Genomic DNA, 14,731 nt, shown 5'->3' on the forward strand with positions numbered 1-14,731 from the left:
ATGGGTCTTGCTTCGCTACTTAATGACATTCATGTAAGCACCCGGACGACCGCCAGCAGGCGGCGCGAGGGAGAGTCGCTTTCATGGATCAGTTCGACATCATCGTTATCGGCGGAGGCAGCGGCGGCAGCGCGGCGGCGGGACGGCTTGCCGAAGATGGATCGCGCCGCGTCTGCCTGATCGAGGCGGGCGGACGCAACGACACGATCCGCGTGAAGACGCCGGGCTTCATGCCTTTCATCCCCGACGCGTCAAACTATCGGTACGAGACGGTCCCGCAGAAGGGGCTGAACGGCCGCATCGGATATCAGCCGCGCGGGCGCGGGCTGGGCGGGTCGAGCGCGATCAACGCGATGGTCTATATCCGCGGCCATGCGTTCGATTACGACCAGTGGGCCCAGCTCGGCGCGACCGGATGGAGCTACGCCGACGTGCTCCCGTACTTCAAGCGCGCCGAGGGCAACGAGCGCGGCGCCGATGCGTTTCATGGCGCCGACGGGCCGCTCAACGTCATGGACCAGCGCTGGCCCAATGTGACGAGCAAGCGCTTCGTCGAGAGCGCGGCGGCGCTGCAACTGCCGCGCACCGATGATTTCAACGGCGCACAACAGGAGGGCTTCGGCCTCTATCAGGTGACGCAGAAGGCGGGCGAGCGCTGGTCGGCGGCGCGTGCCTATGTCGAGCCGCTGCGCGAGAAGGCGAATTTCGCGATCCGCACCGGAGCGCTGGTCGAGAAGATCGTCGTCGAGGACGGCCGCGCGACGGGCGTGGTGATCCGGCGCGGTTCGCAGCGCGAGACGCTGAAGGCCCGCGGCGGCGTGATCCTGTCGGCCGGCGCGTTCAACAGCCCTCAGATATTGATGCTGTCGGGGATCGGCCCCGCCGCGCATCTGAAGGACAAGGGGATCGACGTCGTCGCCGATCGCGGCGCCGTCGGTGCCGACCTGCAGGATCATATCGACTATGTGTCGAGCTGGGAGACGCGCTCGACCGATCCGCTCGGCGACAGCCTCGGCGGCACGTGGCGGATGGTGAAGGCGATCTTCGAGCATCGCACGAAACGGACCGGTATCATGACGACCTGCTTCGCCGAGGCGGGCGGCTTCTGGAAATCGCGTCCCGACCTGCCCGCACCCGACATCCAGTATCATTTCGTCCCCGCGATGCTCGAGGATCACGGGCGGACGAAAGTGAAGGGGCACGGATTTTCGGTCCATGCCTGTGTGTTGCGCCCCGAAAGCCGCGGATCGGTGACGCTCGCGTCGGCCGATGCTGCCGCGGCGCCGGCAATCGATCCGGGCTTCCTGACCGACGCGCGCGATGTCGCGACACTTCGTGCGGGCGTGCGGATGATGCACCGCGTTGTCGCGGCTCCGCCCTTGTCGGACTATGCCGGGGTCGATCGCCATCCGGTGGATATCGACGACGATGCCGCGCTCGACGCGCTGATCCGCAGCCGCGCCGACACCGTCTATCATCCCGTCGGCACCTGCCGGATGGGCAGCGACGCGGATGCGGTGGTCGACCCGACGCTGAAGCTGAACGGTATCGACGGATTGTGGGTCGCCGATGCGAGCATCATGCCGCGCCTCGTGTCGGGCAACACCAATGCGCCGAGCATCATGATCGGCGAACGTGCAGCCGATTTCGTGAAGGCGGCGCTCGCCGGGTAAATCGGTCTTTAAGTCCTGTCATCCATACGCCGGTGCGCGATTTCAACGTGCTAGCCGGAGAATGCTGATGGCCTTGTCACCGCTTTGCAAACTGATCCTGCCGGTTGCGCTCGTGCCTGCGCTGCTTGCCGGCTGTTCGGGCGGGCGCGATCCCGCGACCGAGGAGCCTGTCGAGCTCGCCGCCGGTCAGTACCGGGTGACGATGCAGGGCGGCAAGATGGGAGTCTTCTTCAAGACCGGCGACGGGCCGGGGAGCGTCGACGACAGCATCTGTGTCCTGCCGAGCGAGACCGGCGAGTTTCCACGCAATCTGGCGCGCAACTATTTGTCCTTCCATCCCGGTTGTTCCTTCGAATGGGAGGAACGGAAGGGCAATGCCATCGCGGGCAAGTCGGTCTGCCAGACCGATGGCCAGCGTGCGCCGGGCGGCATGATATCGACCGAAATTCATGGGGCGCTGGCCGCCGACCACGTCGAGCTCGACGGGCAGGTCAAGTTCGATCTTCCCGATTCGGCCACCGCGGGAATGTCTCCCGAACAGGCGGCGCAGGTGAAACAGGGCGCCAAGCTGATGGAAAGCCTGACCATCCGCATCAAGGCGGAACGCACCGGCGACTGCACCTGATCGTCCGGCGCTACCCGCAGGCAGCGGCCAGATGTTCGCCGCTGGCGGTCAGCGCATAGCGGCTTGCCGGGGGACGCATATCGAGCACCTCGCGCATCACGAGCCCGTGCCTGCCGAGTGCGGTCAGTCCCTGCGACAGGGCGCGCGGGGTCGCGGGCGCCAGCAAGCGCGACAGCGCGTTGAAGCGGTCGTGTCCTGCCCCGATTCCCGCGACGAGCGGTAGGCCCCAGCGCGTTGCGGCCCCGGGGGGCAAGCCGATCGCGCCATGTGCCCGGGCGATCGGCCCGGCGCGGGCGGCCGCGGCCTGACCCTGTTCGGTGAGGATATATTCGGGGCGCAGCGGATGGCCGTGGCCGGGGTTGCGCTGCACCCAGCCGATCGCGGCGGCGGCGTCGAGCGTGCGCGTCAGGCTGTCGCGCGAGAGCCCGAGACGGTGGAGCAACTCGACGAAGCGGGCTCCCTTGTGCGCAGCAAGATCGGCGAGCAGCGGCACCAGCCAGCGATGGCTGGTAAGCTGTGCGAGCAGGAAGTCGGGCGAGCTTGACCGCATTTGCAACTAACTATACAAACCAGACCATAGAGGCAAGCGATATGGTCCGGGCGATTCTGTTGCGGCCGGTCGCTTCGCAAACAGGGAGATTGTCGATGGCGCTTCAGATCGGATCCGAACTCACCTGCTCGATGGGGGTTAAGGACATGACCGCGTCGATCGCATGGTATGAGCGGGTGATGCTGTGCACGCTGCTCTATCGCGCCGACGAGATCGGTTGGTGCGAACTGAAGACCCCGATGGCGGGGGTGAATATCGGGCTGAGCGAGGTCGAGGACGTCGTGCAGGGCGGCGGCGCCACCAACGTGTTCGAGGTCGCAGACATCGAGGCGGCGAAGGCGCATCTTGACAGCGAAGGCGTGCGGCAGGACGGCGACATCCAGCATATCCCGGGGCTAGTGAAGCTCATCACCTTCTACGATCCCGATGGCAACGCCTTCATGTTCTCGCAGTCCGAGATGGCAGGATGACGCCGCTCGGGTGGGTGGTGGCGGCGCTGGTTGCGCCGGCGGTGCCGGCCGAAGCGCCATCGCTCGATGCCTGGCACGGAAGCTGGACGGGCGAAGGGCAGGCATTCGGCAAGCCCGCAACCGCGAGGCTGGAAATTGCTGCGGGCGAGAGCGGGGCGACGGGGCTTGCCTATAGCCTGAGCATCCCGGGTACGCCCCCCGTGAGCTATTCGGCCGAGGCGCAATATGCCTTCGATGCGAAGGGCCGGCTGCGCGGAAAATGGAGCGACAGCCATGGCCGCACGCGCCCCGTCTCGGGAGGCGTCGAGGGTGCAACATGGTGGACGACATGGGGCAGCGCCGACGTCGAGATCGGGCGGTCGACCTATGTGCTCGAAAACGGCGAAACGCTTACCGTCAGCGATTCGATTCTGCAGCCCGACGGCAGCTGGCGAGTCTTTGCAATGCTGCGCTATCGCAGCACAAAAGGCTGAAAAGCTAGGATTTTCGGAAGGGGCGCGTATTGCGCACAAAAAAAGAGGGCCGGGACTTTCGTCCCGGCCCAGCCTTTCAGGCTCTCCCCTCCTGAAACTGTTGACGCAATGAATGCCACATTAATGTCATGTTGGGAAGGCTAAAATTGCGGCAGTCGCGCCCAAAAATTGTGCAGGTTTTTGTGCAGTTTCGGGAGCGGATTTTCGGCCGGAAAAGCCCGCTCCCTTTACCTTTCTAGAAGGTCTTGCGCGCCGTGATCCCGAAGGTCCGCGGTTGCCCGACGGTGTAGCCGAGGCGGGCGCGGCCGCCGCGTTCGCGGTCGAACGAGAGCAGCGCATTTTCGTCGAACAGATTGTTGACGTAAGCGATCAGCGACAGGCCGTTGTCGAAATCGACCCCGGCGCTGAGGTTCACCAGCTGATAGTCGGGCAGCTGCAGATCGACCGTCGTCGACGCGTTCGCCGGCGCGCCGCCGAAGGGCAGGCCGTGGACGAAGGTCCGCGGGTTGTTTTCCTGGTCCGCCGGCTGCGTGTAGCGCGTGCCGACATGCTGGAACGATGCCGAGACATAGGCCTTGGCGGTGTCGGTGACCGGGAATTCATAGCTGCCCGATGCCGAGAGCTGGAACTTCGGCACCGAAGGCAGCCGGTTGCCGTCGCGGATACCCGTCGCGGTGACGAGCGCGCCGGGCAGGGTGGTATCGAATTCGGCCTCGATGATGCTGCCCGACAGGTTGAAGTCGAGCCCGTCGGTCGGGTGCAGCCCCAGCTCGAACTCGAGCCCCATCGAATGCGCCTTCGGCACGTTGAAGACGATGCGCGACGAGCAACTGCCGGCGTCGAGCGTCACCTGCAGGTTGCGGATGTCGTTATAGAAACCGGCCGCGTTGAAGGTGAAGCCGCGGCCGCCCGATTTCACGCCGAGTTCGTAGTTCCACAGCGATTCGTCGTTGTAGCTCTGGAAACCGCCGAACAATGCGGCGTCGGCCGGTGAGCAGAGCGGCAGGTTGAGCGGATCGTTGACCCCGCCGAGGCGGAAGCCCTTCGACGCCTGCGCGTTGATCGTGACGTCCTTGGCGACGTCGTACGACAGCAGGAAGCGCGGGGTAAAGCCGCTCGACTTGGTGCTGTCGGTGCGGTTGTCGCCATTGGCGAACAGCCCGCCCGAGACGAAGCTGCGCGTTTCCTTGAAGTCATAATAACGGCCGCCCGCGGTCGCGGTGAACGCGTCGGTGATGTCGTAGCTGACCTCGCCGAACAGCGCGAACTGCTTGATGTCGTATGGCAGGAAGGCATTGTACGGCGAATTGGGGCCAAAGCCGTTCGCAACGGCCGCCGACGTTCCCGCGCCGAGCGTCGCATCGGTCACCGCATCATATCCGGGGGTCGGCAGCGTCTGGGTATAGACGCGGTCGATCTTCGAATAGAAGGCGCCGAGCACCCACTGGAACGGGCTGTCGTTGTCCGACGCGATGCGGACTTCCTGCGTCCAGGTTTCGAGGTCGGTCGTGTCGACCAGATTCGACGGTAGCAGCACGCCGGCATCGGGGAAGCCGAGGTCGACCGACACCGAACCGGTGAGTGCACTCGCATCGCGGCTGACGAGGATGTCGCGGTTGATGTACGAGGTCACCGACGTGAGCTTGGCACCGCCGAGCCCGACGTTGATGTTGAGGTCGGCGATCAGCGTCTCGTCGCTGAAGCCCTCGCGCAGCAACAGATATTGCTCGCGCTCGTCATAGGTCACTTGCGGGCGGGTGGTCGTGAACTGGTTGCCATAGAGATTGTAGATGTCCTGCCGGTTGAACCCGTCGGCGGTCACTTTCTGATAGACGAAGCGCGGCGTGATCGAGAAATTGTCCGAGGGTTCAAAGGTCAGCGCGAGACGGCCGCCATAGCGTTCGCCGCTGTTGACGTCGTTGCCGCCCGCCGGGCCGATCGCGTTGATGAAGCCGCCATAGCGCGTGTAATAGCCCACCGCGCGCAGCGCCGCCTTGTCGCCCATCGGAATGTTGACCGCGCCCTTGAGGTGGCCCCCGATATCGTCGCCGTCGACGAGGTTGAGGTTCGCCTCGACGCTGCCTTCGGTCACGCCGAGCTTCGGCTGGTTGGTAATGTAGCGGATCGTGCCGCCGACCGAGCCCGAGCCGAAGAGCGTGCCCTGCGGGCCGCGTAGCGTTTCAACGCGGTTGAGATCGTAAAGGTCGATGTCGGGGGTGAAGAGCGAGAGCGAAATCACGCTTTCGTCGAGATAGACCCCGACCTGTTCCTTGACGCCCGGCTGGTCGCGAACGACCTGGCCGGCCGAGACGCCGCGTACCGAGACCTGGCTCTGCCCCGGCCCGAGATTCTGGACCGAGAGGCCGGCAACGTTGCGCGAGAGATCCTCGAGCGTCACCGCGCCCGATTTCTGGATGTCCTCGGCGGTCTGCGCGTTGATCGAGAAGGGAATATCCTGAATGCTGGTGTCGCGCTTGGTCGCGGTGACGATGATGGCGTTGCCGTCATAGTCGTCGTTGGATGCGTCTTGCGCTGCAGCGTTGGTGGTAATTGCGAGCGCGAGCGTAGAAAGCCCCGCCAATAGGGTCGTGCGAACCATAATATCCTCCCAGTTGCAAACGCGGGGCTATTTTGCCCCTACGTGAAGAGGATGGTGCGCTTTTGCCGAGTCCAAGGCAATGGGGTGCGAATCGGCGCGCAAAAATGGCGGCGGACTGTTGCATCGCGGCCACGGTCACCCAAAACGGTCTGGCCAAAAAAGAGGCCGGCCAATCAATGGCCGGCCAGTGGTTCGCAGGAGGAACCCCGGTAGGATCCCGCCGCCGTTTGAAAGAGGAGAGAGAGCGGCGGCGGGTATCCTGTCTCGTCAGATATTGTAGGCGCGCTCCCCGTGTTCGCCGAGGTCGAGGCCTTCGCGTTCGACTTCCTCGCTGACCCGCAGGCCGGTGAGCGCCTTGGCCGCATAGGTCGCGATCACGGTGCCGATAGCTGCCCAGACGATGGCGACCAGTACCGCGACGACCTGCGTTGCGACCTGCGGACCCATGGCGAAATCTTCGCCGCCAGGGCCGCCTAGGCTGGGTGCATAGACGATGCCGGTGCCAATAGCGCCGACGATGCCGCCGATGCCGTGGATGCCGAAGGCGTCGAGCGCGTCGTCATAGCCGAGCTTCGGCTTGAGGACGGTCACCGCATAGAAGCAGATCACCGAAGCGACCGCGCCAAGGACGATGGCGCCGAACGGACCCGAGTTGCCCGCCGCGGGGGTGACGGCGACGAGGCCGGCGATGATCCCCGAGCAGAAGCCGAGCGCCGAGGGTTTGTGGCCGGCGACCTTTTCGGCGAGCATCCAGAAGAGCGCGGCGGAGGCGGTGGCGACGAACGTGTTGATCATCGCGAGCGCCGCCGAGCCGTTGGCTTCGAGCGCCGAGCCGGCGTTGAACCCGAACCAGCCCACCCACAGCAGGCCGGTGCCGACCATCGTCAGCGTCAGCGAGTGCGGGGCCATGATTTCCTTCTGGTAGCCGATGCGCTTGCCGAGGATCATCGAGGCGACGAGTGCCGAGACACCCGCGTTGATGTGCACCACGGTGCCGCCGGCGAAGTCGAGCGCCGCCGGAAGCGAACTGCCGAACATGCCGCCTTCGAAGAGGAAACCGCCGGCCGCCCACACCATATGCGCGATCGGGAAATAGACGATCGTCAGCCAGATGATGCCGAAGACGAGCGCCGCCGAGAATTTCATGCGCTCGACCGTCGCGCCCAGGACCAGCGCGAGGGTGATCGCGGCAAAGGTCATCTGGAAGCTGATGAACACATATTCGGGCAGCTTGAAACCGTCCGAGAAAGTATCGGCCAGGCTGTCGGGCGTCACGCCGGCGAGGAAGAACTTGCCCCACGCGATGAAGGCATTGCCCTCGGGGCCGAAGGCGAGGCCATAGCCATAGACGACCCAGATGATCATCGCGAGGCACGCGAGCGCGCCGATCTGCGTCATCGTCGAGAGCATGTTCTTGGTGCGCGTCAGACCGCCGTAGAACAGCGCAAGACCCGGCAGGATCATCGCGAGGACGAGCACGGTCGAGGTCATCATCCACGCCGTATCGCCCTTGTCGACGACGGGTTCGGGCGCCGCGGCGGCCGCTTCCTGTGCCCAGGCGGGCAGCGCCGCGAACAGCGCGAGGCCGGCGGCCCCGGCGCTCGCCGCAATCTTCTTTGCGAACGTCATATTATCCCCCTTCGTCATTAGAGAGCCGCCTCGCCGGTCTCGCCGGTGCGGATGCGCACGGCCTGACCCACGTCGAGGACGAAAATCTTGCCGTCGCCGATCGACCCGGTTCCGGCGCTTTGCTGGAGCGTTTCCACGACCCGCGGCGCGAGCGCATCGTCGCAGACGAGCTCGATCTTCACCTTCGGGACCATGTTGGTTGCATATTCGGCGCCGCGATAAATCTCGGTCTGCCCTTTTTGCCGGCCGAAACCCTTGACCTCGGTCACGGTCATGCCAGCGATGCCCAGCCCGGTCAGCGCTTCGCGCACCTCGTCGAGCTTGAACGGTTTGATGATAGCCAGGATCAGCTTCATGATGCCCCCTTTTGCTTATGGCACCATGCTGCAGTGCAACAGCCGTGCCAGATTGCGCCGGAGCCGTGAAAGTTAACATTTTGTGACGGTTTTTGAGTCGGACGCGCAACGGATCGTGCGTTCGGTGGGCAAGCGAGGCAGCGCTTTGCCTAAATTTTGGGCATCACAAGGCTTTAAAGCGGGCCCATATCGGGAGGTGGTCGGAGGCGCGGGCGGCGAGCGCGCTCTGATGCACACCGGCCTCGAGCGCTTCGAGGTCAGGCGACGCGAATATCCGGTCGAGCTTGGCCACGGGGCGGCGGCTGTGGAAGCTGTGCCCGGTGTCGACGAGCCGGTGCTGCGCGCCGAAATCGGCGAGGCAGCCGCCGCGATTGCGCCATTCGTTGCAGTCGCCCATCAGGATCGTCGGCAGATTTTCGCCCCCGGCGACATGATCGAGGATCGCGCGCGCCTGTTGCCGCCGCCTGAGGCCCGAAATGTCGAGATGCATCCCGACGACGCGCAGCCGCGTGTCGCCGATGCGCAGCGTCGCTGCCACGGCGCCGCGCGGTTCGAGCGTCGGCAGGTGCAGCGCGTGGCTTTCCTCGACCTCTATCCCCTTGCGCACGAGCAGCGCATTGCCGTGCCAGCCGATGCTGTGCGGCCGGTCGGTCAGTTCGACGGGAACATAGTCGCTATGCTCGACAAGCATGTGCGGAGGAATCGCGCTCGCGCGGGTACCGAAGCGGCGGTCGGCCTCCTGCAGCGCGACGATATCGGCGTCGAGTTCGCCGAGCACCGAAAGCACCCGCCCCGGATCGCGGCGCCGGTCGAGCCCGATACCCTTGCGCATATTGTAGCTGGCGACCTTGATCATGAGCGGGAGCGGCTGCTTTCCGTTGGCTTCGTTATAATCAGGACGAACGGGGAAGGGTTCGGTTGCGAATCTAGCCCGCGCCGAACTCGGCCAGCAATGCTTGCGCCTCGCCCAAATCCTCGTCGAGCACCATCACGCGCACCGGGATCAGCAATCCGACGCTTTCGGCGATGTTCATTCCCGCATCGAAGCACACGGCATGGATGCCGGCATTTTCGAGCCGGCCGCGCAGCAGCTCGGCCTCGGCGCCGTTGGGCAGGCGGACGAGTTCGACGAGTGCCATCAGGAGGATGTCTTGGCGGCTTCGCCGGTGATGAACCGGTCGGTCGGGCGCGTCGGCAGGCCGTCGATGCTTTTCGTGCGGCCTTGGAATTTCTCGACCCACAGCTCCGGGTCGGCCTGGCGGTGATATTTCTGCAGCGTGTCGCGCTCGTGCTGCAATTCCATCATCGGCACGCCCCAGCCACAGCTCGTCTGGACGCTTTCGACGTCGATGACGAAGATCTGGCGCGTGCCCGGGATCAGGGTGAAATTCGCCGCGAGCGCATCCCATTCGGCATCCTGCGGCAGCACCGCGCGGCCGCGGCCATAGATGCGCAGGATCAGCGCGGTCCGGTCGAAGGCGCAGAACATGATCGTGATCCGGCCATCGGCGGCGAGGTGCGCGTGCGTTTCGTTCCCCGATCCGCCGAGGTCGAGATAGGCGACCTGATGCTCGGACAGCACGCGAAAGCTGTCGGCATAGCCCTTGGGCGACAGGTTGATGCGGCCCTCGGATGCCGCGGTCGCGGTGAAATAGATCGGCTGCTTCTCGACGAAGGCGATATGCTTGTCGGTCAGCGTGTCGGTGAATTCGGCCATGGCTGCTCTCCGTGATCCGCCCGCCCTATCACCAATCCTTGCCCTCTTCTATCGCCGCCGCTTCCTCGGGACGCGACGCACGGCCGAGCACCGCATTGCGATGCGGAAAGCGGCCGAAACGGTCGATGATGTCGAAATGCTTTTGCGCATATTCGAGCGAGCGGGGGTCGGCGAGCCCGGCCATCAGCCGCAGCGATTCGCGCTGGTCGGCAATGTCCTCGCTATGCTCGAAGGGTAGATAGGCGAATTGCCGCCACCCCTCGGGATAATCGCGGTCCCAGCCATGCGCGACAATCCCCCGGGCGACGGCGCGCGCGAGATCGTCGGTCGCGAAGGCATCGGCGTGGTGGCGCCAGATGTTGCGCGGCACTTGATCGAACAGGATCGTCGCGGCGAGCGCCGTGTCGCGGTCGGTCAGAAAATGGTCCGCAGGGAATGCGCGCAGGGCTTCATGCCACTCGCCGGCCAGCGCGCCGACCTCGGCGTCGAAATCGGGGCCGCCGCCGTACCAGTCGTCGAAGCCATGCGCGTCGAACCAGAAGGTCAGGAGTTGCCTTGCCCAATCGGCCGGCGGCGGGGAGGGTTCATTTTCCGACAAGTCTGTCGCTTTCCTGAAAAGTCATCCCGGCGAAGGCCGGGATCTCAACCTAACGCCAAATCGCGACGGTGAGATCCCGGCCTTCGCCGGGATGACGAAATATATTCAACGGCCTGGTGGCTGCCGCGGGGCCTATTCGGCTTTCGGACGCCGGTAGGGGACGAAATCGCCGAGCGTGACGAAGCCGCTGTACATATGGCTGGTACGGTCGCGCAGTTGCACCGCGTCGATGCTGCACAGCTGGCTGCCGATCGTCTTGGTGACGAGGATATCGTCGTCGTCGAGCGATTCGGCGCCGCCGCGCGGACGGTTGACCCAGAGGGTGCTGCCGACGCGATAGACGATCGCCGTCTTGTCGATCACCTGGCTGCTGCCGATGCTGGCAAGCGAGATGCAATTCTGCGGCTCGCCCGCGACGCGATTTCCGATCAGCTTGGTGAGCTGATCTTCGGGCGACAGTTTTTCGCGCGCCGAAGCGGCGGGGGTTACGGCCACAGCGGCCGCGGCGAGAAGCGTCGGGATCAGTAGACGCATGGCTAGACTCCTGTCTTCAACACACCCTACCCGCGCGCCTTGTACACCATGGCCGATGAACCGTGAATGACCGGCGACGAATCGATCAGCAGGTCGGCAGCGGGATACCGAGCGGACCCTTGCACTTTTTCTTCTTCTCGGGCTCGGCCGGGGTGCTGCCGCCGCCCGAACCGCTCATGCCGCCGAAATCGGCGCCGACCATCAGCATGGTGTAGGAGCGGAAACGCACCTTTGCGGTCCAGTCGATATTCCAGACCGCATTGCCCGCGGGTTTCGGCGGATAGGAGAAATTCGCTTCGGGTCCGAAGGCGTTGAGGTTGCCCAGCATGAACTCGCCCGACGCCTTCTTGACCTCGGCCGGCACCTGACAGCTCGTCTGGGCGGGCGGCATCACGATCTTTTGCGTGATCAGCTTCGCGACCGTCGCGGGCGGCAGCCAGTCCCACAGCCCGCCGCCGAACTGCTGCGAGGCGCTGCTCGTCCACCAGACGATGTCGCCGACATCGTTCTTGCCGCCGCCGCGGCTCATGCCGCCGATCGTCCACGCGACATAGCCGGTCGCGGCGGGAAGCTGGTTCCAGCGGATCATCACCGACTGGTCGGGCTGGATCGTGGTCGAGGCGCTGAGCCCCTGCATATAGTCCTGTGCGAGGGTGAAGTTGATGTCCGATCCGACGTTGCTCGCGACGCGGTGCGCGCCGATCAGCGACGAACCCGAGGAGGGTTGTTTGCCGCCTTTCGTATTCGGCCAGTCGACATAGGATTTGCTGTTTGCCTGGCTGACCTCGCGGAGCACGGGAACGGCGGTCGAGAAGAGGTTCGGCGGAACCTGCCCCGCCGCGACCTTGGCAAAGTCGATCACGACCGGCTGGCCGGGTCCGGCCTTTGCGCCGCAGCCCCAATAGAGGAGCAGGCGGCCCTTCGGGCGTTCGAACTCGGTCGGATAGGTGCCTTCCTTGCGCTCGGGGGCGATCAGCGGCACCGATTTGCCGAGCTTCGCCTGCGGCTGGAAAAAATGGTCGCCCTTCGGGGGCGGCGCGGTCGGTCCCTGATCGGAGCCGAGGCGGAGGAGGAGCTGATACGCGACCTTGCTGTTCGGATCGCCGCCGAACGCCAGGCTCATCGCGCCGCCGAGACCGCCCTTGCCGCCGCCCATTGCGGCGAAACCGGACATCGTCGCGACGTCCATCTCATAACGTTCCTTGGGGCCGGTCGTCTTTTGCGCCGAACCAGGAACGGCGGCGAGCATCGCGGCGACGGCGGCAATGGAAACGAAACGCAGACTCGAACGCATGAAATCCTCCCTGTTGCGAAGGGGTTCCCTCGCGGATGACGATGCGGCCCAATTCTTCTTCTCTTTGAAGGGGGTATAGGCGCGGAAACCCGCCTCGCCAAGTGAGCAGGGTCACAGGGCTCCGGATCTCCGTCATTCCGACGAGACTTCGCCTAGGCGGTGCCGCCCACCGTGAGACCGCTGACCAACAGCGTCGGCTGTCCGACGCCCGCGGGGACGCTCTGGCCGCCCTTGCCGCAGATGCCGATGCCCTCGTCGATCGCCATGTCGTTGCCGATGCCCATGACCTTGGTCAGCACGCTCGGCCCGTCGCCGATCAGCGTCGCGCCCTTGATCGAATCGCCCAGTTTGCCGTTCTCGATCTTGTACGCCTCGGTGCAGCTGAAGACGAACTTGCCCGACACGATGTCGACCTGCCCGCCGCCGAAGCTCTTGGCGAAGATGCCGTTCTTGACGCGGGATAGCAGCTCGGCGGGATCGTCGTTGCCGCCCTTCATGAAGGTGTTCGTCATTCGCGGCATCGGCGCGTGCGCGAAGCTCTCGCGGCGTCCGTTGCCCGTCGGCTCGACCCCCATCAGGCGTGCGTTGAGGCGGTCCTGCATATAGCCCTTGAGGATGCCGTCCTCGATCAGGATCGTCTCGCCCGTCGGCGTGCCCTCGTCGTCGATGCTGAGCGAGCCGCGGCGACCGCCGCCGACGGGGCTTTCCATCGTGCCGTCGTCGACCACCGTCACGCCCGGCGCAGCGACGCGTTCGCCGATGCGGCCCGAAAAGGCGCTGGTGCCCTTGCGGTTGAAATCGCCTTCGAGGCCGTGGCCGACGGCTTCATGGAGCAGCACGCCGGGCCAGCCGGGGCCGAGCAGCACGGTGAATTCGCCCGCGGGCGCGTCGACCGCGCGCAGGTTGACGAGCGCCTGCGACAGCGCCTCGTCGATCGCGCGGTTCCACTGCGCTTCCTCGAACAGATGGTCGTACATGTAACGGCCGCCGAGGCCGAAATAGCCGCTTTCGCGCCGCCCGTTCTCCTCGACCACGATCGAGACGTTGAGGCGGACGAGCGGGCGGATGTCGGTCGCGAGGAAGCCGTCGGCGCGGACGATCTCGACCACCGACCAGCTGCCGGCGAGCGCGACCGACACCTGCACGACGCGCGGGTCTCGCGCGCGTGCGGCGGCGTCGACCTTCTGGCAAAGCTCGACCTTCTTCGCGAAGGGGACGAGGTCGAGCGGGTTCGCCTCGTCATAGAGGTGGCGGTTGGTCCGCGGTGGAGGGGCGGCGTGCGGCTGGTTGGCCGGATCGAGCAGCGCAAGCGTTTCGGCGGCGCGGCGGATCGCCCCCGCACTGACGTCGCTCGCATGGGCAAAGCCCGTCATCTCGCCCGACACGGCACGCAGGCCGAAGCCGGCGTCGGTCGAATAATCGGCGGTCTTCAGGCGCCCGTCGTCGAAACCGAAGCTCTCGGTCGCGCGGTACTGCAGGTACAGCTCGCCGTCGTCGGCCTTGGCGAGCGCTTCGCGCGCCAGCTTCTGCGCCAGATCGGGGTCGAGCGCGTCGGCGCGATAGAGGAAACGGCGGGGATCGGTGGGACTGGTCATCCACCCGATATAGGCACGCGGGCGCCACGGCGCCAGCGCTCAGAGATAATTGACGGTGAGCGTGAAGGTGCCGCTGTAGTCGCCCGCGGGCTGGTTCGCCCCGACATTGAGCGTGCCGCCGATATAATAGGTCTGGACGCCGCTCGGCAGCAGGGTGCCGCCGAGCAGCGCGATGCCGCCGCCGCTGGTGCTCGCGGCGCGCACAAGACTTGCGGTCATCGTCCCGCCGCCGCCGGAGCGGGTCAACGTGACGCTGGTGTCGCCGCTCACGGTGATCAGCAAAATGCCGCCCGTACCCTGAAACACTGCACGTTGCGCGGTCGTGCCGACCAGCGTGGGGCCGCCCGTCGAGCTGCGCGCGCCAGTCAGCGCGTTGACTGTGACGGTACCGGCCGTCGGTCCCGCAGCGATCGTGCCGAAATCGAGATCGTCGACCTTGACGAGCGTATTGGGGCGCACGACGACCGACGTGGCGGTGCCCGTCTGGTTCGCGGCAAAGGCCGGATTGCACGCAAGCGTGCCCGCCGCAGCGGCGGCGATGGCGAGGCGGCGGAGCGCCGCTCGCGAATTGCTGGTCCCTCGAATCCCCACGATTCTGCTCCTGTCTGGAACAGACTA

General features: G+C 65.4%; 16 protein-coding genes. 4 read left to right on the top strand and 12 right to left on the bottom strand.

Annotated elements, in window-relative coordinates:
- The first annotated feature begins 83 nt into the window (after positions 1–83).
- Entirely contained in the window at positions 84–1,673 is a 1,590-nt protein-coding gene (locus L7H23_RS12355) for a GMC family oxidoreductase N-terminal domain-containing protein (protein ID WP_237836170.1), read from the top strand.
- Positions 1,674–1,740: 67 nt separating this feature from the next.
- Positions 1,741–2,298, top strand: a complete 558-nt coding sequence (locus L7H23_RS12360) for a DUF3617 family protein (RefSeq protein WP_237836171.1) — start codon at positions 1,741–1,743, stop codon at positions 2,296–2,298.
- A 10-nt stretch (positions 2,299–2,308) separates the two neighbouring features.
- Here L7H23_RS12360 and L7H23_RS12365 read toward each other — a convergent pair whose 3' ends face one another.
- Positions 2,309–2,848, bottom strand: coding sequence for a winged helix-turn-helix transcriptional regulator (locus L7H23_RS12365; RefSeq protein ID WP_237836172.1), 540 nt, complete (start codon positions 2,846–2,848; stop codon positions 2,309–2,311).
- 95 nt (positions 2,849–2,943) lie between these two features.
- On the opposite strand from L7H23_RS12365, the gene L7H23_RS12370 reads away from it, so the two are divergent.
- Both L7H23_RS12370 and L7H23_RS12375 read left to right on the top strand, forming a co-directional pair.
- A complete protein-coding gene (locus L7H23_RS12370) occupies positions 2,944–3,318 on the top strand; it encodes a VOC family protein (protein ID WP_237836173.1) in 375 nt (124 codons plus the stop codon).
- The gene (locus L7H23_RS12375) at positions 3,315–3,791 is read left to right on the top strand and encodes a hypothetical protein (RefSeq protein WP_237836174.1); all 477 of its coding nucleotides are present in this window, start codon (positions 3,315–3,317) and stop codon (positions 3,789–3,791) included. Before L7H23_RS12370 ends, L7H23_RS12375 begins: the two co-directional genes overlap by 4 nt.
- A gap of 235 nt (positions 3,792–4,026) precedes the next feature.
- On the opposite strand, the gene L7H23_RS12380 is transcribed toward L7H23_RS12375, so the two are convergent.
- The 11 genes from L7H23_RS12380 to L7H23_RS12430 all read right to left on the bottom strand — a co-directional run bounded on the left by L7H23_RS12380 (position 4,027) and on the right by L7H23_RS12430 (position 14,704).
- Entirely contained in the window at positions 4,027–6,390 is a 2,364-nt protein-coding gene (locus L7H23_RS12380) for a TonB-dependent receptor (RefSeq protein WP_237836175.1), read from the bottom strand.
- A gap of 267 nt (positions 6,391–6,657) precedes the next feature.
- Positions 6,658–8,019, bottom strand: a complete 1,362-nt coding sequence (locus tag L7H23_RS12385; RefSeq protein ID WP_237836176.1) for an ammonium transporter — start codon at positions 8,017–8,019, stop codon at positions 6,658–6,660.
- Between the two features lie 17 nt (positions 8,020–8,036).
- Entirely contained in the window at positions 8,037–8,375 is a 339-nt protein-coding gene (locus L7H23_RS12390) for a P-II family nitrogen regulator (RefSeq protein WP_003043080.1), read from the bottom strand.
- A 163-nt stretch (positions 8,376–8,538) separates the two neighbouring features.
- Complete coding sequence (locus L7H23_RS12395) at positions 8,539–9,231, bottom strand: endonuclease/exonuclease/phosphatase family protein (RefSeq protein WP_237836177.1); 693 nt, start codon at positions 9,229–9,231, stop codon at positions 8,539–8,541.
- 70 nt (positions 9,232–9,301) lie between these two features.
- The gene (locus L7H23_RS12400; protein ID WP_237836178.1) at positions 9,302–9,514 is read right to left on the bottom strand and encodes a DUF2007 domain-containing protein; all 213 of its coding nucleotides are present in this window, start codon (positions 9,512–9,514) and stop codon (positions 9,302–9,304) included.
- Positions 9,514–10,092, bottom strand: a complete 579-nt coding sequence (locus tag L7H23_RS12405) for a pyridoxamine 5'-phosphate oxidase family protein (protein WP_237836179.1) — start codon at positions 10,090–10,092, stop codon at positions 9,514–9,516. The genes L7H23_RS12400 and L7H23_RS12405 overlap by 1 nt, the downstream gene beginning before the upstream one ends.
- Positions 10,093–10,120: 28 nt before the next feature.
- Positions 10,121–10,690, bottom strand: a complete 570-nt coding sequence (locus L7H23_RS12410) for a DUF924 family protein (RefSeq protein ID WP_237836180.1) — start codon at positions 10,688–10,690, stop codon at positions 10,121–10,123.
- A gap of 132 nt (positions 10,691–10,822) precedes the next feature.
- Positions 10,823–11,224: a hypothetical protein gene (locus L7H23_RS12415; RefSeq protein ID WP_237836181.1), complete on the bottom strand. Its 402-nt coding sequence runs from the start codon at positions 11,222–11,224 to the stop codon at positions 10,823–10,825.
- A gap of 85 nt (positions 11,225–11,309) precedes the next feature.
- Entirely contained in the window at positions 11,310–12,518 is a 1,209-nt protein-coding gene (locus L7H23_RS12420; RefSeq protein ID WP_237836182.1) for a hypothetical protein, read from the bottom strand.
- Between the two features lie 152 nt (positions 12,519–12,670).
- Positions 12,671–14,113, bottom strand: coding sequence for a metalloprotease TldD (gene tldD / locus L7H23_RS12425; RefSeq protein ID WP_237836183.1), 1,443 nt, complete (start codon positions 14,111–14,113; stop codon positions 12,671–12,673).
- Between the two features lie 39 nt (positions 14,114–14,152).
- Positions 14,153–14,704, bottom strand: coding sequence for a DUF4402 domain-containing protein (locus L7H23_RS12430; RefSeq protein ID WP_237836184.1), 552 nt, complete (start codon positions 14,702–14,704; stop codon positions 14,153–14,155).
- Positions 14,705–14,731 lie beyond the last annotated feature (27 nt).

This window comes from Sphingopyxis sp. BSN-002 (genome assembly GCF_022024275.1).
Taxonomy (GTDB): Bacteria; Pseudomonadota; Alphaproteobacteria; order Sphingomonadales; family Sphingomonadaceae; genus Sphingopyxis.